The organism is Chryseobacterium sp. CH25 (assembly GCF_004119455.1).
Lineage (GTDB): Bacteria > Bacteroidota > Bacteroidia > Flavobacteriales > Weeksellaceae > Chryseobacterium.
The window spans coordinates 141,078-159,019 of record NZ_NRQT01000001.1 but is presented as its reverse complement, the minus strand read 5'-3'; the positions used below and the strand labels follow the sequence as shown (position 1 = coordinate 159,019).

17 protein-coding genes are annotated in these 17,942 nt (G+C 36.4%); 8 read left to right on the top strand and 9 right to left on the bottom strand.

Features of this window, described 5'->3' with window-relative positions; translation table 11 throughout:
• The first annotated feature begins 5 nt into the window (after positions 1 to 5).
• Together BOQ64_RS00720 and BOQ64_RS00715 are read left to right on the top strand one after the other, a co-directional pair.
• Positions 6 to 1,397: a RagB/SusD family nutrient uptake outer membrane protein gene (locus BOQ64_RS00720; protein WP_129056890.1), complete on the top strand. Its 1,392-nt coding sequence runs from the start codon at positions 6 to 8 to the stop codon at positions 1,395 to 1,397.
• Positions 1,387 to 3,867 carry an alpha/beta hydrolase family protein gene (locus BOQ64_RS00715; protein WP_129056892.1) on the top strand — a complete coding sequence of 827 codons (2,481 nt, stop codon included), beginning with the start codon at positions 1,387 to 1,389 and terminating at the stop codon, positions 3,865 to 3,867. Before BOQ64_RS00720 ends, BOQ64_RS00715 begins: the two co-directional genes overlap by 11 nt.
• Before the next feature lie 43 nt (positions 3,868 to 3,910).
• Here BOQ64_RS00715 and BOQ64_RS00710 read toward each other — a convergent pair whose 3' ends face one another.
• The 5 genes from BOQ64_RS00710 to BOQ64_RS00690 all read right to left on the bottom strand — a co-directional run bounded on the left by BOQ64_RS00710 (position 3,911) and on the right by BOQ64_RS00690 (position 9,132).
• Positions 3,911 to 5,353, bottom strand: a complete 1,443-nt coding sequence (locus tag BOQ64_RS00710) for a serine hydrolase (protein WP_164975721.1) — start codon at positions 5,351 to 5,353, stop codon at positions 3,911 to 3,913.
• Positions 5,354 to 5,397: 44 nt separating this feature from the next.
• Complete coding sequence (locus tag BOQ64_RS00705; protein WP_129056896.1) at positions 5,398 to 6,264, bottom strand: helix-turn-helix domain-containing protein; 867 nt, start codon at positions 6,262 to 6,264, stop codon at positions 5,398 to 5,400.
• Between the two features lie 153 nt (positions 6,265 to 6,417).
• The gene (locus tag BOQ64_RS00700; RefSeq protein ID WP_129056898.1) at positions 6,418 to 7,221 is read right to left on the bottom strand and encodes an AraC family transcriptional regulator; all 804 of its coding nucleotides are present in this window, start codon (positions 7,219 to 7,221) and stop codon (positions 6,418 to 6,420) included.
• Positions 7,222 to 7,357: 136 nt separating this feature from the next.
• A complete protein-coding gene (locus tag BOQ64_RS00695) occupies positions 7,358 to 8,086 on the bottom strand; it encodes an SDR family NAD(P)-dependent oxidoreductase (protein ID WP_129056900.1) in 729 nt (242 codons plus the stop codon).
• 53 nt (positions 8,087 to 8,139) lie between these two features.
• Complete coding sequence (locus tag BOQ64_RS00690) at positions 8,140 to 9,132, bottom strand: SDR family NAD(P)-dependent oxidoreductase (RefSeq protein ID WP_129056902.1); 993 nt, start codon at positions 9,130 to 9,132, stop codon at positions 8,140 to 8,142.
• 308 nt (positions 9,133 to 9,440) lie between these two features.
• Between BOQ64_RS00690 and BOQ64_RS00685 the strand changes: the two genes are divergently transcribed.
• A complete protein-coding gene (locus BOQ64_RS00685) occupies positions 9,441 to 10,277 on the top strand; it encodes an SDR family NAD(P)-dependent oxidoreductase (RefSeq protein WP_129056904.1) in 837 nt (278 codons plus the stop codon).
• Positions 10,278 to 10,372: 95 nt separating this feature from the next.
• Positions 10,373 to 11,323 (top strand): helix-turn-helix domain-containing protein, encoded by a 951-nt coding sequence (locus BOQ64_RS00680; protein WP_129056906.1) that lies wholly within the window; start codon positions 10,373 to 10,375, stop codon positions 11,321 to 11,323.
• Positions 11,324 to 11,417: 94 nt separating this feature from the next.
• On the opposite strand, the gene BOQ64_RS00675 is transcribed toward BOQ64_RS00680, so the two are convergent.
• The 4 genes from BOQ64_RS00675 to BOQ64_RS00665 all read right to left on the bottom strand — a co-directional run bounded on the left by BOQ64_RS00675 (position 11,418) and on the right by BOQ64_RS00665 (position 13,601).
• On the bottom strand, positions 11,418 to 11,666 hold the full coding sequence (locus tag BOQ64_RS00675) for a hypothetical protein (RefSeq protein WP_228448027.1): 249 nt from the start codon (positions 11,664 to 11,666) through the stop codon (positions 11,418 to 11,420).
• A gap of 34 nt (positions 11,667 to 11,700) precedes the next feature.
• Entirely contained in the window at positions 11,701 to 13,140 is a 1,440-nt protein-coding gene (locus tag BOQ64_RS00670) for a MauE/DoxX family redox-associated membrane protein (protein ID WP_129056910.1), read from the bottom strand.
• Between the two features lie 63 nt (positions 13,141 to 13,203).
• Entirely contained in the window at positions 13,204 to 13,377 is a 174-nt protein-coding gene (locus tag BOQ64_RS22960) for a hypothetical protein (protein WP_164975720.1), read from the bottom strand.
• Entirely contained in the window at positions 13,374 to 13,601 is a 228-nt protein-coding gene (locus tag BOQ64_RS00665) for a hypothetical protein (RefSeq protein WP_129056912.1), read from the bottom strand. Before BOQ64_RS00665 ends, BOQ64_RS22960 begins: the two co-directional genes overlap by 4 nt.
• A 306-nt stretch (positions 13,602 to 13,907) precedes the next feature.
• On the opposite strand from BOQ64_RS00665, the gene BOQ64_RS00660 reads away from it, so the two are divergent.
• The 4 genes from BOQ64_RS00660 to BOQ64_RS00645 all read left to right on the top strand — a co-directional run bounded on the left by BOQ64_RS00660 (position 13,908) and on the right by BOQ64_RS00645 (position 17,911).
• Positions 13,908 to 15,560 carry a helix-turn-helix domain-containing protein gene (locus BOQ64_RS00660; protein ID WP_129056914.1) on the top strand — a complete coding sequence of 551 codons (1,653 nt, stop codon included), beginning with the start codon at positions 13,908 to 13,910 and terminating at the stop codon, positions 15,558 to 15,560.
• 59 nt (positions 15,561 to 15,619) lie between these two features.
• A complete protein-coding gene (locus tag BOQ64_RS00655; protein WP_129056915.1) occupies positions 15,620 to 16,471 on the top strand; it encodes an RteC domain-containing protein in 852 nt (283 codons plus the stop codon).
• Between the two features lie 97 nt (positions 16,472 to 16,568).
• Positions 16,569 to 16,856: a helix-turn-helix domain-containing protein gene (locus BOQ64_RS00650; RefSeq protein WP_129056917.1), complete on the top strand. Its 288-nt coding sequence runs from the start codon at positions 16,569 to 16,571 to the stop codon at positions 16,854 to 16,856.
• A gap of 398 nt (positions 16,857 to 17,254) precedes the next feature.
• The gene (locus BOQ64_RS00645; RefSeq protein ID WP_129056919.1) at positions 17,255 to 17,911 is read left to right on the top strand and encodes a MarR family winged helix-turn-helix transcriptional regulator; all 657 of its coding nucleotides are present in this window, start codon (positions 17,255 to 17,257) and stop codon (positions 17,909 to 17,911) included.
• Positions 17,912 to 17,942: the final 31 nt, after the last annotated feature.

The following is a 17,942-nucleotide window of genomic DNA, read 5'->3' as shown; positions in this document are numbered from 1 at the left end:
AAATCATGAAATCATCAATCATTCTTTATATAAAAAATATAGCAGTTGTATGTACTGTAATAAGTATAACAGGAAGCTGTGAAAATATGCTGGAGGCAGATCCGCCTTCTAATCAGCTGGATGCAGGGCAGGTATTTGAAAATGTACAGACTGCCGATGCTGCTTTAGCCGGGCTGTATGCCAATATCTGGGATAATTCTCCGTTGTCGGGAGGTGCGCAGGGAAGCGGGGCTCTGTTGGGGAGCTACACTGATGACCTGGTCTGCTATTATGCTTCGGGAGAAAGCAGTGGAGCACTGGATCTCTATAATAACCTTCAGATTGCATCGAATTCTACGGTATATATGTACTGGGCATCAGCCTATAAAGAAGTGTACATGAGCAATGCAATTATAGAAGGAACAGAAAACTCAAAATCACTGCCGCAGTCAGAAAAAAATAGGATTAAAGGGGAAGCTCTTTTAGTGCGGTCTATCCTGTTTTTTTATCTTCAGCAGGTATTTGGAGATATTCCACTGCCTTTAAGTACGGATTATAAAATCAACCAGTCTCTTGGGAAAACGTCTGCTTCTCAGGTGCTCTCTCAAGTAGAGAGTGATCTGGAGGCAGCATCAGGGTTGTTGGCGGATGATTACAGGAATGCGGAAAGGATTTTTCCTAACCGTAAGGTGGCCCAGCTGATGTTGGCGAAAACTTACATGCTTGAAGAAAAATGGAGTGAGGCAGAGGCTTTATTAAAGACCATTGTTTCAAGCCCTTTGTATACTTTTGAAACTGATATTACCAAAGTCTTTCAAAAGTCTGGAAAACACATCTTATGGCAGTTAAAACCTAAAAATAATAATGATCCTACAAGCGAGGTTCAGACCTATTACTTTTCCGGTGCCGCGCCTACACAGTATGCCTTGAATAATGATCTGGTGAGTTCTTTTGCTCAGGAAGATAAAAGAAAGCAAAATTGGATGGCAGCGGTGACGATTGGGGTAAATACGTGGTACAGGGCTGATAAATATAAGAATCGTACAGCAAATCCTACAGAGTATTCCGTGGTATTCAGAATAGAGGAAGCTAATCTTAATCTGGCAGAAACGCTCGTTATGCAGAATAAATGGGCAGAGGCGTTGCCATATATTAATGCTACACGATTGCGTGCAGGACTATCAGCCTTGACGGATCTTAGTTCAAAAGAAACCGCATTGAATGAGATTCTTTCAGAATCCCGTAAAGAGTTCTTTTGTGAAATGGGACACCGCTTTATAGATCTTAAAAGACTGGGGAAACTCAATACACTGAGCCCTGTAAAGCCCAGCTGGAAGGAATACCATCAGCGTTGGCCTTTACCACAGAAAGAACTCCTGCTGAATACCAACCTTAAACCTCAGAATAATGGTTACTAAATGGATCATGAAACTGTTGCTTTTTATTCTTCTATGGTTGATGGTAGGGGAGTTTTCAGGGCAGAAGGTTTCTAAAGACACCATGGATCATTGGCTCTCAGGTTTTCATGGAACAGAAGGCGGAGCTATGTCACCGGATGGAAGATGGGTGGTCATGAAGAAAGACTATAAGGATAAAGACAGCCTGTTTATTTTTGATACCCAGGATAAAAAAAATGCTCATAAGATGGGAGAGCAGGCTTCCATGGGTACTTTTTATTTTGGGCATTATGCTATGCTTACCGGGGGAGATAAGGTTCTTTGGGTTAATCTTATTACACGTGTGAGAAAAGAATATCAACATGTAAAACAGAGCAGTGTGTGGTCTTCAGATGGATATAGTATCCTAAACACATTGGGAGAATTGCAGGTGATGGATAAAGAAGGAAAGGTCCTAGCCCGGGAAAGTGATATAGTCTATTACCTGACCGATGGGAAAGGGAACCTTTTTGCGGAGAGAAAAACAGATTCCGGATATGATATTCTTAAGCTGGAGGGAAAGGAATTTAAAAAGCTGATCTCCTTGGCTGAGTTGGAACGAATGGAGTTAACGGATTCTGGGCATTATCTGGTAATTCATAAACAGTCCAAAATGAAAGGATTTCGTAATATTATGGTAATGAATGTTCTCTCAGGGAAATGGTTTCATCCTTTGGGAGAACAGGATATGCAAGCTGATTTCTTTAGGTTTAAGGAAGTTGGAATGGAATCATCCTGTCTTATTGAAATGGTGAATCTGGTTCCCTATCCAGAAAAAGAGGTTCAGATATGGTATGGGAATGACAGGGATCTTGAAAGTAGGGAGCGGGGGAGAAAGAAGTCCCAAAGGTATTGGATATGGAACCCAGGGAGAGATAAAGCAGTTTCCTTAGCTGTTGATGAAGAAGAAACGATAAGCTCAATAGGAAGTGATCGGTATTTCATGGTTTTTAAAAGTGATGAAATGCAGGATTATATTCATCATATTCCTGATCTGAATATCAGTTTGTATACTGTGCAGACAGGGGAGCGAAAGAATATAGGAGTCGTTAGACCTTTGCTGGTTAGCTCAGAAGATGGCAGGCAGTTGTTAATGATGGATTCCAAGGGATTTTGGCAGCTCTTGAACGTGGAAACTTTTGAAAAGCGGAGCATTGAAGGTCAGGGATTAAAGAAACCTTATTTTAGTAAGGACGCAAAAACAATTTATTTTGAAAGTGATAACGGACTTTGGCTATACTCTGCAGGAAATGGAAGGTTATATCCAGATACTGTGGGAAGAGGAAAAAAAGTAGAAATTCTGGGCGGTAGACAGCATCCGTTGTGTAACGGTTTTAATTTCTATCAGAATTTTATGGAGGATAGTGGTGTGCTGCTAAAAGTGAGTGATCAGGAAAAAGGAGAGGTGTCTTACCATAGGCTTACAAATAAGAAGAATACGATGCTGTATTCTTCCAGTGAAAATCTGAAATCAGTATCTTTCAGTGATGATGGGCAGAAAATGACTGTTTTAGAGGAGAACTTTAACAGTCCGCCGAAGCTTTGGATGATAGATACTCAAAGGAAGCAGAAAAAGCTTGTGTTTGATACCGCCGTATCGGATCCGAATGCGAAATTGTTAAAACAGCAGATTGTTTCCTATTCAAGCTCTTCCGGGTTACCCTTAAAAGGGATTTTATATTATCCGATGGATTATGATCCTTCAAGTCAATACCCCCTTATTGTGCATATTTACCAAAAGCAGTCCGATAAGGCTTCAACATATCTTCTGCCAAGGTATGATGAAGTGGGTTTTAATATCCGTATCTTATTGGAAAGGGGGTATTTTGTATATCTTCCTGATTGTGTAACTGAAAAGGGATCTCCCGGATGGTCAGGGCTGGACTGTGTGAATCGCTCTTTGGATGCTTTGGCTGAATATCATTTGAAAATAGATAAAATAGGATTGATAGGACACTCTTTTGGCAGTTATCTGACTAATTTTATAGCCACGCATTCCAATCGGTTCGCAGCCTATATTTCCGGATCGGGAGTAAGTGACCTGGTAAGTTCTTACTTCTCCTATAACAGCAACTATTCAAGTCCCCATTACTGGCAGTTAGAAACAGGGCAATATGAAATAGGACGTTCTTTTTTTCAGGATAAAGAGCTATATCTTGAAAACAGTCCTGTTTTGAATGCGGATAGGTTGAGTGCTCCCGTCTTGTTATGGACCGGATTGAAGGATAGAAATGTAGTTCCTGAACAGACGATGGAGTTTTATATGGCACTGCGCAGAAGCAGTAAACAGGTGGTCGCTTTATTATATCCTGATCATGGGCATGATCTGGGAATAGGAACTCAAGAAGCCTGCGATTTAAACAGGAGAATACTAGAATGGTGGGATTATTTTCTGAAAGGAAAATCGGAGAGTAGGTGGATAAGTAAAGAAATGAAAAAGGATGCTGATTAGCATCCTCTTTTTTATTGTCATGGTTTAAATGGTAAAAAGCTAGTTATTGTATAAGTAATTTATATTTTAATTGAGCATCATGGTCTTCAGGTTCTTTTTCAATGTATAATTTAAGATATTCAATCGCTTGTTTTTTTTGACCTGACAATCTATAGGCTTCACTTATGTAATAATAGCCATAAGTTGAGTCTGGAAAAAGGCGATTATTTAGCTTAAATAAATCTATTGCCTGATTAGTCTTTTTTTCGAACAATAGCTTACAGCCATATCGTTCAATAAGATTTTCTCTTAATGAATATTTCTTTGAATTTTGTTCTATTTGCTTAATACCGGCTTCATAACCTTTGTTGCAAACTGTCTCAATTATATTTTTAGTGTAAAAGAAATTGTCAATTGATGCTGTTGAACCCACTAATTGCTTTTTAATTAGATTACTTACTTCCCAGTAATTTTCAACGTCTCCATTTGTTAGAATAACAACAGTATAGTCCAAATCCGGATAGATCATAAGTTCACAGGCAATACCATCGTGCCCACCGGTATGGCCAATAATTCGATGCCCGTTGATGATGTTTTCTTCAAATCCATAACCATACTTTCCTTCTCTATACTTCACTTTACCGGACGTACAAAGAGTTGTGTTTTCTTTGGTCAATAAAATATTGTTTTGTAAAGCATTGGCGAAGCTTAAAAGATCCTCGGCTGTTGAATAGCCTCCTCCAGCAGGAGTTCCTTTGACCATATTTGAGAAAATATTATTCTTCCATTGCCTTGGTTCTTCCAATGACATTGTGTAGCCGATAGCCAGATTTGAAATGGCATGATCCAATTCGTAAGCATCAGTATTAATCATTTTTGCAGGTTGATATAGGTGTTCTTTTACGAAGTCAAAATAATTTTGACCTGACACCTTTTCAATAATTAATCCTAGAACCATATATCCAGAATTGCTGTACAGGAAGTCACTACCAGGAGCAAATGCCAGTTTTTTATCAGCAAACAATGGAAGGTAAGCCGCAACAGTTTTGAAGTTAACTTTTGCGACCTTATCGTATTCCTCCCAAAAACTGGACATTCCTGAAGTATGCGTTAATAATTGATGGATGGTCACAGACTCGGCAACTGTTTTATTAGGATAATCCAAAAGATATTGACCCACTTTATCTTGAAGAGAGATTTTGCCGGATTCTACCAATTGCATAATAGCGATTGCTGTGAACATCTTATTGATAGAAGCTAAGTTGAACTTTGTGTCAGGTTTATTTTTAACACGATCCGGTAAATTAGCAAAACCAAATGCTTCTTTATATATCGGTCTTCCATTTTTTGCAATGAGAACAACTCCGCTTAAGTTATTTTCTTTTTCAAGAATTTTTAAGTGAGACTTTATAGGATTAACGATGCTTTCTAAATTTTGTGATTGAACGACGATAGGTTGTAAAAAAGCAATTATGAAGAGAGAGGTAGTAAAATATAGGTGACGCATTATCATAGTGTATCATTTACGATTAAGAGACAAATGTAATTTAATCATAAAGGGGAAAATTGTACAATTGTAAACCATCTATAAAAATAGCCAGTTAATTTGATTTTTTTCCAGCGTAGATGTTTTTTTAAAAAAGCCTTTGGAGAGAGTCCTGTTACAGATCTGAACTCTCTTGTCATATGAGACTGGTCAAAGTAATTAACACTATATGAAATATCCGTTAAGCTGTTTTTTGACTTATCTGATGCATAGATTTTAACTGCATTTCTAAATCTTAGTATCTTTTTAAATTGGGAGGGTGTTTTGCAGATATGCCTGTCAAAGTGTTTGTTCAATGTAGTGCGTGAAATGGCATGTTTTTGACATAGTTCAGTAATGGTTAGATCGTCATTTTTATTACCCATCATTTCAGAGAGAACTGTTTCAAGGAAATGATGCTGAAATCCAATTAATTTGGATAGCCAATAACTTTCAACAGCTTTAATTTTCTCGGTATCATTTTGCAAAGAAAGAATGTCAATCATCGCTTTTTTATAATCTTTAAAAGGTAAAAATTCAGAGAAATCTGAATGGTTGTAATGGTGTAATTCGTATTCCAAGAATGAATTAATAGCTAAAGGTTTAAAATAGATCGTAATTTCGTTTATCTTCCCTTCGTATTGGATATACACTGGCTTATTGAAGTTAGACACTATATTTGTTTCAATCTCATTGTCATCGCATTGCTGGATTATTAATTTATTTCCTTTATTAATCGATTTTGATTTTTCACTAACAGTTACAATGGTAAAAATAGACGGGAAGGTGATATAATTGATGGGCTTTTCGTCAGATGTATGTCTAAGTATATAAATACTCTCTATATATTTTTTAAGTAAAGGATTTGAAGGGGAGTAAACTTTTATTTCCATGAGGTGTGGTGGGGATTTTGGACCTGACTAAATTGGTTGTTTATTTATTGAATAAAAGTAGATTCACTTGCCGTTAAGGAGCCTTTTAATTTATTATGTGTTAACAACAAAGCCATAGAAATTGCTTGATAGATGGTTTTTGATTATAAAAATTTAAGGAACTAAAGAGCTTGGTGTAATCCCGAATTGCTTTTTAAAAGCAAATGAAAAATGGGAGAGGTTTTCAAATCCTACTTCATAGCAAACATCCAAAGGTCTTTTTTTCTTTTCAGTAATCTGATAATAGGCAAGTTCCAAACGTTTATGAGTCAACCACCGTTGTGGAGTCATCGTGAAAGCCTTTTTGAAATCCCGCTTAAAGGTGGTAAGACTTCTGCCCGTAAGGTAACCAAACTTTTCCAGCGGGAGATTGAACATAAAATTCTTTTCCATGTATTCGACAAGACTGATTTTCCCGGGTTCTTCAAAATTAGCAAGCACATGATCGATTTCCTGGTTCAGGGTTCTGAGAATACTGATAGCTTCGGTAATTTTAATGGAAGCAATATCCACAGGGATATCCTTCATGTCAAAATAGGGAATAAGCGATGCCAGACAACTTTCCAGCAGAGGGTGATTATTGAAACAAAAAATTTTAGGTGAATTTTGGGGTTGAGGATTTATATCCTTATCTGCATAAAAATTCCTTAATGTTTCCAACGATAAATGCATGACCACAGTTTTGTGGGGTTCACCGTCTTTAGGATAATTAATAATAGTAGCCAACTGATTTCTGGGAATTAGAAAAATATCCCCCTTTCCAAATATATAGGTAGCATCTGCCTGTACAATCTTGGTTTCTCCTGAAAGAAACCAGACCAGCATATGCTCATCAAACATAATGTCCGACTTGAAAAACTTGTCTTCGTAGCTTGAAAGCTTTATATCTTCGGTAATGTATCGGGCTTGGTATTCCATGTTTTTTGCTTTTTTAAGAAGGAAATCAATAACGTAAAGATAAGAAATAGCATCATTTACTTTGTTTAAAAGTTCATAGGTAATGGAAGAGAAGCAAAATGGCTATCTTGCCTCTCTTTTATGATTGTTATTAATTCTAAACAGATTGTCCGCCATCCACCAGAAAATTGGCTCCGGTCAGAAAACCAGCATTTTCACTTGTTAAATAATTAATCATATCAGCCACTTCTTCTGCTTTTCCCATCCTTCCCATTGGAATGCTTTGTATCAGGTGATTTTCTAATTCTTCATTCAAACCGATTTTATCCATGATTTCTGTCGCGATGGGGCCTGGACTTACGGCGTTAATGCGTATTTTTCTCGAAGCCAGTTCAAGTGCCGCTATTTTTACGACTGCATTGATGGCAGCTTTACTGGCGGCATATATAGAAGCGCTTTGTGGCGAAATGGTTGCAGAAGTAGAAGAAAGGATAATGACAGAAGCACCATCATTAAGTAACGGAATAAAGCGGCTTAATGTAAAAAAGGCTCCTTTGAAATTCACATTCATGATTTCATCAAATAAACTTTCCGTTGTCTGTTCGATGGTGGAAAATTTTGTAATACCGGCGTTGATAAGCAAGATATCAACCTTTCTACATTGTTGCTTTACCTGACTGACCAGATTTTCTATATCATTTAATTTCGACTGGTCAGCAATCATTGCTGTTGCATTCAATTCATCAGCAGCTTTCTCAATAGCTTCTTTCCGTCTTCCCGTGATGATAATGTGAGCACCGTTTTCTTTTAGTTTTTTGGCTGTGGCATAGCCAATACCGCTGTTGCCACCGGTAATAACGGCTATTTTACCTTTTAAATTTTTCATTTTTTTGCTTTTTAGGACTGAGTTAGATAAAACATTCGTAGAATAATCAGTATTTACGGATTGAAGCGGATACCCGTCATCTCTTCAGTCAGCTTCCATAGTTTCTTGGCATTGTTTTCATCCAGTGAATAAGGATGTACTCCTTTCTGGTCGGTACTGTCTGATGAGAGTACTGCGATGTCCCCATCCTCACAATAGACCCCACCAATATTCTCAAGTAAAGGACTGGTAGCACACCAAACTGTTGTAGCAGCTCCTTGTGGGACAGTTTTTAACGATGCCGCTACTTCAGGTAACATATTGCCATCAGCATCCACGAAACCCATTTTTTGAAATAGTTCCAGTGGAGCTTCCCTGCCTAATTCTGTTCCGCCAATAGAACCGGGATGAACCGCATAGCTTCTGATATGGGAAGATTGTCCCCGTACATCCAGTTCCATCGAAAAAAGATTGACGGCTGTCTTGGATTGTCCATAGCCCAATAAAGTTTCATATTCTCTATGCACGAAGTTAGGATCATCAAAATTAAAAGACGCAAAATGATGACCGTGGGAAGAAACATTAATAACCCGTGCTCCATTGGCTTTTTTTAATGCAGGCCATAATCTGGCGGTGAGTTGGAACAGTGCTAAATAATTGGTTGCCAGTTGAGATTCTATACCCCGTGCATCTCTGCGAAGGGGTACCCACATAATGCCTGCATTGTTGATCAATAAATGTAAAGGTCTTTCCGACGCTATAAAATTTTCTGCAAAAGCATCAATAGAGACGGGAGACATTAAATCCATTGCAGCAATTTCCACATTGGCAATTCCTTCCAGATTTTTCTTTGCCTTTTCAATATCACGTGCAGGTACGATTACTGTAGCTCCTGCTGCGGCGAGAACCTTTGTGGTTTCCAGTCCAATTCCAGTATTGCCACCTGTGACAATAGCTACTTTTCCGGTAAGATCGATGTTTTGAATGACATCATGAGTTGTTGATTTTGCATTGAAGCCTGAACCGATTGGTTGTTGTTGAGCTCCCTGATAATTATTCTTTTCCATTTTGAATACGTTTAATTATTATTACTGAGACAAAATTAGAGAAGCTTACCCTGCTCGGCTTTGTTCAAAAGGCCTAATTAACTTTGTTCAAAAGGGCAGGTGATTTTATAATAATTATTGAAAATGTCTAAAAATCGAACAGTTTAAAACTGAACATGCATATTCAGATTTAAATCATAAGATGAACAGAACAATTCCTGAATATCAGCAGTGCATTTTCTTTGTTTTGGTTAAGATAATCCTCATTCCGGCAACGTAAGTATATCTGTTTAGAAGCAACTTTGCATTTATAGTAATACAATTAAAAAATGGAAAATAGTCAAAAAGAAAAAGTTTGGTTCATTACAGGATCTTCAAGAGGATTTGGAAAAATATGGACAGAAACCGCCTTGAAACGCGGAGACAAAGTGGCTGCTACAGCACGTAATATCAATAGTATTGCAGCCTTAAAAGAAACGTATGGCGATCAGGTTTTGGTTCTTGAAGTGGATGTAACCAATGCCTTACAAGTGCAAAACGCTATGAGTAAGGCCAATGAATATTTTGGAAGATTAGATGTCGTGTTTAATAATGCCGGATATTCTTTGGTAGGAACCATCGAAGAGGGCAGCACCGATGAGGTAAAAGCCATGTATGAAACAAATATTATAGGATCTATTCACGTGATTCAGGCAGCATTACCAATACTACGGGCCCAAGGTCACGGCCATATTTTGGGGACATCCAGCGCCGTTGGCATTTACAGTAATCCTTTAATTGGGTATTATTGCTCTTCAAAATTTGCGTTTGAGGCGATTTACGATAGTTTATCAAAGGAAGTTGCAGGATTTGGCATCAAAGTTACACTGATTGAACCCGGGGCTTATAATACTGAATTTGGAAGTGCCGAATCGCTAAAAATAGCAAGCAAAAGACTGGCGGATTATGATGATTTGAAAAGCAGGCTGATGGAAAATTTACAAAAACTGGAACGAGGAAATCCTATTGCCACTCCCGATGCCATATTTGCCGTAGTCGATACAGAAAATCCGCCGTTGAGATTACTTCTGGGTAAAAATGATTTGCCACATATCCAACAAATCTATGCTGAACGCCTTCAGGAATGGGAAACCTGGAAAACTATTTCAGTAGCTGCCCAAGGTTAAGCCATCTGTTATGTTTTTGAAATGCTTTTATTCGCTTTTCTTTTTAGTGAGGAAAAGCGAATATTGCTTAACTTGTAATCCAGAATTTTTATCACATGGCTTCAAAAGAATCGAATCATCCCGTAAAAAGATTTAATACGCTGGCTGAGGTGATGGAGGCCTCTGGTTTTCCGCCACCAAAGCACCCTTTAATCGTTTTGTTAAACGGTGTAGACAAACCACTAAAAGGTCGTGCCCCTAATAAATCGCACGTACTGAATTATTATAAAATAGCCTTTAAACCGGATGCCGGAGGAGAGTTAATGTATGGTCAGACTAAATTTGATTTTAAAGAGGGAGGTTTGTTTTTTGTGGCTCCACAACAGATTCTATCCTCAATAGATGAGAATGATAAAGAGGAAACTGCGGAACAAAAAATACTGAGTCCGCAGATCACATTACTTATAGATCCTGATTTTTTACTGCAATACCCATTGGCACAAAAGATCCATCAGTATCACTTTTTCTCTTACGCTGCTAATGAAGCGCTTCACCTTTCGGTCAAAGAAAAAGAAACCATCCTGTCTTTATTCAGAGATATAGAAGAAGAGCTTGAAAATCGTATAGACGACATGAGCCATAATGTGATCATATCTCAAATTGAACTGTTATTGAACTATGCACAACGTTTTTATAACAGGCAATTTCTTACCAGAAAACAGAACTACCCGAGTCTTACCGATCGTATTGATCATTTGCTGGAGGATTATTTTAAAAGTGATAAGGTCCTGAATTCCGGAGTTCCAACCGTTCATTATTTAGCCGATCAGCTACATATGTCAGCAAGTTATTTAAGTGATCTTTTACGAAATCTTACAGGGCAAAACACTCAACAGATTATTCATGATAAAATGATTTACCAGGCTAAAAATAAGTTATCTACTACAGCTCTCACTATTTCCGAAATCGCGTTTGAATTAGGATTTGAACAGTCCCAATCCTTTAGCAGATTATTTAAATTAAAAACCAACCAAAGTCCAAAGCAATATAGAGCTCAATTCAATTAAGTTTTACAGTTGCCTAAAGGTTAACAATCTTACCTGTCCATATAGATAAGTAAGGAAATTAAAAAGGATGCTGATCAGCATCCTTTCTTTATTGTTATGGTTTAAATAAAACACTGCCACACTCGGTAGGGCTTATCGGCGCACTATGAAGTGGCGTTACACCATCTGCTGACCATCTGCAGACAACGTTTTGAACGGTGCTGCATTCCTGGCCAACTTGAATACATAATCCGGATTCAGGATCCATTCGGTACGTTGGAATAACCGTACTTCTGTTTGTGTTTGCTGCTTTAGTTGCAAAAGCAGCGCCTGTGCCCAGTAATACTAAGGCAGCAGGGATCATTAACTTTTTCATAATATAAAGTATTTAGTGATGCCTACTCTGATATAAGGTTTTCGGCTTCCCCTTGTATTGATTTTCGGAATTGATACCGTAACAGCTGTTTTCCTGATAAGATATAAAGTCCATGGTCTGTAACCATAATATCGTCGACCTTTTGCTGTGGCAGATAGAAGCTTCCTACATATTCATTACGGTCTGTTCTGTAGATGTCGACTGCTTTTCTTCCCTTGCGGATTCTGACTGGCTCAAATTTTCCAGGCTGTCCGGAAACATTATAGACATAATTTCCATAAAGAGCACTGATGATATTAACTCGTAATGGCGGTGCATTCATGATATGGGTACCGTCTGAAAGCTTGGTAATAATGAGCTTGGCTGTAGAGGTAGGATCTATGGTGGTCTGTTTCTTTACCTCTGGCAGTGCATTTCCCATAAGAATAAACTGGTTTCTGTAGAAATACGTATAAAGAAATTCCCCACTGTATTTCTGGTTTTCGGTAAGCTTGCCGTCACAGTCGAAAATACCGTCTATTTGTTTTTCCAGGACAGAAGGAAATAATTTGATAGTATTCTTCTGACCGAGATTAAGCCGGGCAATAGTGTAGTGATGGGTTTTACTGTCCTGGGTTCTAAGCGTGAAATCCAGAGAATCAATGACTGCCAGTTGGGAAAAGAAGGCATCATCTTTACTGATAGTCCTGGCGGAGGACTCATTTAATTTACCTCTGTAAATAATAGGAACAGTGCCATCATAAAGATAATAGTACGGAGGCTTAACTTTTATTTGCAGACTCTTGAAAGGATAGTTAATACAATCAGGTACAATGGTAAAGGATGAAATATGGTTGAGTTTATAGGTGATTTTTGTTAAAACCATTGGTGTACTCCGGCTTCCAAAGTATAAACCCGCACTGTCCCTTCCAGCAAAATAATAATGCGAGTTGTCAAGATCTCTTTTTTCCTTTTCTATTAAATAATTAGGCAGGAACTTTCTGGTGAAATTATTTTCTTTTTTGATTATATACTCAGAACGGAGGAAAAGAATGATAACAATTGAAAGTGATAAAATAACGGTGAAGCTTGAATAAAGAATAAGTTTTATTCTCTGCGTTTGCCTCTGCTTTTCAATGAGAACAATCGCTGTTAATGAAATAAAAATACATAGCGAATTAAAGATCAGGTGTTCTGTCCAGTCCATTTTCTCCAAAATTCCTCCGCATGAACATGGAATAAAGTCACTGTAATTAAGAATGAGGAAAATATAGACCGTAAAAGCGGTCATCATACCCAATGAACAGTAAAGTCCTGTTAAGCGCAGCCTGGGAACCAGTAAAAAGGCAACAATCACAAGTTCCAAAATAATAACACTGTAGGACGTTAGCCCAGCAAAAGCATTAAGAAGTGGTGATTGAGAAATCTGCATCTGAAAATTCTCAAAATCAAAAACCTTACTTAGGGCTGCATACGTAAACAGAAGTACAAAAAATAAGAGATGGCGATGGGGGTGAGTTGAGTTAGCTTTTTCATATGAGAGTGTTCAGGATTGATATAATAACATCCATAAAACCTTTACGCCACAGTATTCCGGCATTGCCGTTTTTTCAGAAATAGCTATGGTAGTGGTAAAAGTTCCAAGGTTTTTCCATATTCCGCTGACAGGACATTTTTGGCCTGATTTTACAGGGAATAGTGGTTTCGTATCGCTGGTCATCTTTTGTTATTATAGGTTCCCGATGGTCTCCAGTGATCGCGGTCTTTTGGTGGATCCGTTTCCTTGCAGATGGTACTGTCTGACCTTGCTGATAAAACACTGTTGTTTTGAAGGTCTTCATCCGTTTGGTGGATTTCATCTGTGGAAACTATAGGATCGAACTGACACGACTGTATCATTATTGAGAATATAATTCCCGTTGAAATATAAATTAAGTTCTTCATGATCTGGGATTTAAAAATGTTAATAATCCCGGCCGGTTTTTTTAGAATTCTGAGAACGAAGGTATAGTAAGTTTTAACCGGAAAAAAGGTGTTTTGGTCTGATTTATAAAAAATGAGGTTATGTTTTGTAAATTGAGTCAAGGTGGAATTATGATTGTATATGCTTGTAAATAAGTATTTTATAATATTTATTTTATTGTGTTTAATTCTCTTGTTTATGAAATAAAAGAATTGTTGTATGATTTTGCTTACTTTTGAATAATATTCACTGAATTATAAAAAAATATTAATAAAACTTTTTCCATTTTGAAAAAAGCAATATTTATTTTCGTATGTATTGGTATTTTAATGAATGGTCAGAAGTTTTCAGACTATAGGGCACGGTATGATAATTTAGAAGAAAATGATCACCGTGCTATGGAATTTATAAATCCCTATATTAAAAAGGCAAAAAAGGATAGGAACTATAAGGAACTTTCACAAGCTTATAGGGATGCGGTTTACTTCAGTAAGAATAATAAGCTGGTCTACGCAGACAGTATATTAGGAGCCGCTATTCAGTCAGAAAATCATGATTTAATAGGGAATGCCTATTTAACCAAAGGAAGTATTTATTATTTTACCTTACGGAAATATCAGAAAGCCCTGGATGAATATATAAAAGCTTGGGATTATCTGAAGAATTCCAAAGATTCTTACCTGCATTATAAGAATCTGTATCATATAGGGATAGTTAAAAGTTACCTGGGATATTATGAAGAAGCCTATAAGATTTTTTCGAAATGTAAGGGGTACTATAATAAACAGGATACACCGGAAACCCTTCCCAATCTGCGCCATAACAGAAAGAGAGGATATTTGAACAGTCTTAATCAGATGGGGATATGTCTTATATTTTTATCGCGTTATAAGGAGGCAGAAGAATTGGTCTCTGAAGGTCTTCAGGAGTCTGCTAATGATAAAAATTTTGATCTGGAACGAAGTTATTTTTATAAACTTAAAGCCATCTTAGGCTATCTTAAAAATAATGATGAAGAAGCACTGGCAGATTTTAACACGGCATTGGGAGCTATTGAAAAAGCAAATGATTTTACAAACGCTTCTGTAATTTATTTTTTAAAAGGTAAAATTCTGCTGAGAACTAAAAAAAATGTGCAGGGCATTGATGTACTCAAAAAAGTGGATTCAATATTCCAGAAAAATAATTTTGTATTACCAGCGACCAGAGAAACATATGAACTGCTTATTGATTATTACAGGCATGAAGCAGATTCTAAAAAAGAACTTTACTATACCACCCAATTACTGAAATTTGATAAAATATTATCCACAGATTTTAAGTATCTCTCCACTAAGATTCATAAAGAATATGATACAAAAGATCTTGTGGAATCACGTAAAAAATTAGAAAATAAAACCTACTACATTTTAGTAATAGTAGCAGTTTCAGCTAGCAGTATTCTAGTATTCTTTGTAATAGACTATTATATGGCAAGGAAGAAGAGAAGAAGAGAAAAGGTAGATGATCAGACAACAATTGATGATTCTAATGAATCCAGTCTTCCCAAATCTTTAAAAGTACCAGAAAAATTGGTTGAAGATGTTTTAAGTAAGCTGCAGCAGATGGAAGAAAAGAATTTTTATCTTGAAAAGGGACTGACACAAAATCAGCTGGCTAAGAAACTAAAAACCAATACAGCTTATCTATCTGCAATAATTAATGAACATAAAGGATGCAATTTTAATGCTTATATTAACCGGTTAAGGATTATCTACGCAAAAGAAATGCTTACTCATGATCAGCATTGGCGAAAATATGCAATTGATGATATTTCTAAAGAATGCGGCTTCTCAAATAGATCCAACTTTTCTAAATTATTTCTTGAAATGACATCGATGAGCCCCGTGGAGTTTATCCAGAAAATAGAAATTGATAAAAGTAACGGGTTGAAAATGTAGTAGTAACGACTGATGAAAAAAGAAGGCTCGTTTAATTTTTGTACTTTTTATGTAAAAATATGGAAGTACAACTGTTTTTTAAAAAGTGTAAAAAATTACAAGAAGAACTGCTTGAAAAATTAGAAATGATTGAATTAACCACTCCTGAAGATAGAATAGGGTGCTGTGAAAAATCATTAATGGAAATTGATACAGCTATACGGTTCATCAAGTCAAGAGTAAGCGAACTTGAATTTTCATCTGTAGCAGATGAAATATATTTCTTTAAGGAGATAAAGCCCTTTTTTATTGCCCGTTTTATTTATTATTCAAACCTTTTATCAATTGAGGCAGCGAAACCAAATGCAGGACAGCTAAATCTTAAAGAATATTACAGTTGTGAACTGGAAGCGCTTAAAGATTTTTATCAGCAGCATATTGATTTTTATGAATACTATCGAAGAAAAGCAGCATTTCTGGATCAGAAATATTTTGTCAGGAATCAGTTTGACCTTAAAACAAAGCTTGAATCAGGATTATATAACTACGATGAAAAATTTGCGACCTCCCATGATCACTTAATTGCTCAGATTCTTGCCAATGACCTTTTGGAAAAATATCTCCTGAAATCTATCAATGAAACTGAAGGATATGTTTATGAAAAAGTGAATGACAAATCCCCCTTATATTGGTCTTCTTCAAAGTCTGGTTTGGTAGAACTTTTATATGCCCTTCATCAGACACGATGTTTCAATGGCGGAAATATAGAGTTCAGTGAGGTAATACGCTTCAGCGAAAAATCACTGAATGTTAATCTGGGAAATTTTTATAAAACCCTTCACGAAATCAAAAGCAGGAAAATTAACAGGACCAAGTTCCTTCAGCTTTTAAATGATCATCTTGATCAGCTATTTACAGATTCGGATCAGTAAACTTGTTTTTGTAGTCATAAATCTTTCGGTAGTTACGATGACCTACCGAAATAATTTCGTTGGGAAGAATAAACTTTGCTTCACTAAAAAAAATATCATGAATATTGACAGAACAGAATTTATACTATGGATGCAGAGAATTATGACAAGATTTGATATCCTAAGTGAAAAAGTAAAAGAAAATCAAAGCGCATTAAACAGCATTGATGGAGAACAGCTCCTGGATAATCAGGATGTTTTACAGCTGCTTAAAATCAGTTCAAGATCATTACAGCGATACCGGTCCGACAAAAAGTTGCCGTATTATACAATAAGTGGTAAATTATATTACAAACTCTCTGATGTGCATGAGTTGATCAGAAATAGTTTTAGCAGGTCTAACTAAAATCAGTGCTTCACTTCAAAGGTTAAATATTTGATGCAATTCGTATTAAGAAACTTTTTTACTGTATATCATTATGGTCAGAATTTTGTTTTTGTAGAGGTTATTCTCTTGTGGAAGAAAAACACTGCAGAAATAGTCTATTGTATTATTGAGAATATATCTTGAATGAATATTATCAATTTTAGAATAAAAATACGTTTAAGTTCGTTTATAAATTAGTGTTAATTGATAAAATATACTTTCTTAAACTGCCTTTTTAAAGGCAGTTTTTTTATTGTATTTTCTTACTTTCTTTAAAAGTTTTAAACACTTAATTATCATTTTCTAAATAAAAATAGAGTAAATAAAAGTATATTTATAAACTTAAATAAGTATATTTGTGTACTAATTTATTTTATATGAATTTTGATCTTATAAAAGAAGTTGTTGGATTTGTTCAGCAATTTATGGAACAGAATGAAGATAAAGTACTATATAGTAACGATCTTCAGGGATTTACAGAATGGATCAATGCTTCTTCAACGTTTTCTTATGAGAAAGAAAATCCGGATTGGGTAGGGAAGGAATTGGGAAGAAGCTCAGATAGCGTTATCAATACTTTATTGATAAGAATGGGGAGGTATGCAAAAACCTACTCCCGGTCAATTGGTAATTCCGTTTTCTCAAGCCAGGACGACTTTATTTATCTGATAAGCCTGAAGACTAGGGGAGCGATGTCTAAAATGGAACTCATACGGCATAATGTGAGTGAAAAATCTTCCGGGATTCTTATTATTAACCGCTTAATCCTTAATGGCTGGGCTGAGCAGACCACCTATCATAAAGATAGAAGAATCAAATATATTCAGATCACTGAGAAGGGGCAAGCCATACTGCATGAACACATGGATGAGATCCGTAAAGCTTCAAAAGTGGTAGTGGGAAATCTGAACTACTCTGAACAGATGCTGCTCATCTCTATCCTCTCTAAACTTGATGAATTTCATGATTCTTTTTATCGGATGCAAATGGATTCTAATGATTTGCTGGATGTTGTGTATAAAAAAATGAATTAATGAAACAGATAAAACTATCTGAAAAACTATT

Excerpts from the sequence above, each read along its gene's own strand:
- BOQ64_RS00690 (WP_129056902.1), bottom strand. The coding sequence starts at position 9,132 with ATGGAAAAGAATAATTATCAGGGAGCTCAACAACAACCAATCGGTTCA.
- BOQ64_RS00680 (WP_129056906.1), top strand. The coding sequence starts at position 10,373 with ATGGCTTCAAAAGAATCGAATCATCCCGTAAAAAGATTTAATACGCTG.
- BOQ64_RS00720 (WP_129056890.1), top strand. The coding sequence starts at position 6 with ATGAAATCATCAATCATTCTTTATATAAAAAATATAGCAGTTGTATGT.
- BOQ64_RS00715 (WP_129056892.1), top strand. The coding sequence starts at position 1,387 with ATGGTTACTAAATGGATCATGAAACTGTTGCTTTTTATTCTTCTATGG.
- BOQ64_RS00685 (WP_129056904.1), top strand. The coding sequence starts at position 9,441 with ATGGAAAATAGTCAAAAAGAAAAAGTTTGGTTCATTACAGGATCTTCA.
- BOQ64_RS00705 (WP_129056896.1), bottom strand. The coding sequence starts at position 6,264 with ATGGAAATAAAAGTTTACTCCCCTTCAAATCCTTTACTTAAAAAATAT.
- BOQ64_RS00645 (WP_129056919.1), top strand. The coding sequence starts at position 17,255 with ATGAATTTTGATCTTATAAAAGAAGTTGTTGGATTTGTTCAGCAATTT.
- BOQ64_RS00655 (WP_129056915.1), top strand. The coding sequence starts at position 15,620 with ATGGAAGTACAACTGTTTTTTAAAAAGTGTAAAAAATTACAAGAAGAA.
- BOQ64_RS00700 (WP_129056898.1), bottom strand. The coding sequence starts at position 7,221 with ATGGAATACCAAGCCCGATACATTACCGAAGATATAAAGCTTTCAAGC.
- BOQ64_RS00675 (WP_228448027.1), bottom strand. The coding sequence starts at position 11,666 with ATGATCCCTGCTGCCTTAGTATTACTGGGCACAGGCGCTGCTTTTGCA.
- BOQ64_RS00665 (WP_129056912.1), bottom strand. The coding sequence starts at position 13,601 with ATGAAGAACTTAATTTATATTTCAACGGGAATTATATTCTCAATAATG.
- BOQ64_RS00695 (WP_129056900.1), bottom strand. The coding sequence starts at position 8,086 with ATGAAAAATTTAAAAGGTAAAATAGCCGTTATTACCGGTGGCAACAGC.
- BOQ64_RS00710 (WP_164975721.1), bottom strand. The coding sequence starts at position 5,353 with ATGCGTCACCTATATTTTACTACCTCTCTCTTCATAATTGCTTTTTTA.
- BOQ64_RS00650 (WP_129056917.1), top strand. The coding sequence starts at position 16,569 with ATGAATATTGACAGAACAGAATTTATACTATGGATGCAGAGAATTATG.
- BOQ64_RS22960 (WP_164975720.1), bottom strand. The coding sequence starts at position 13,377 with ATGACCAGCGATACGAAACCACTATTCCCTGTAAAATCAGGCCAAAAA.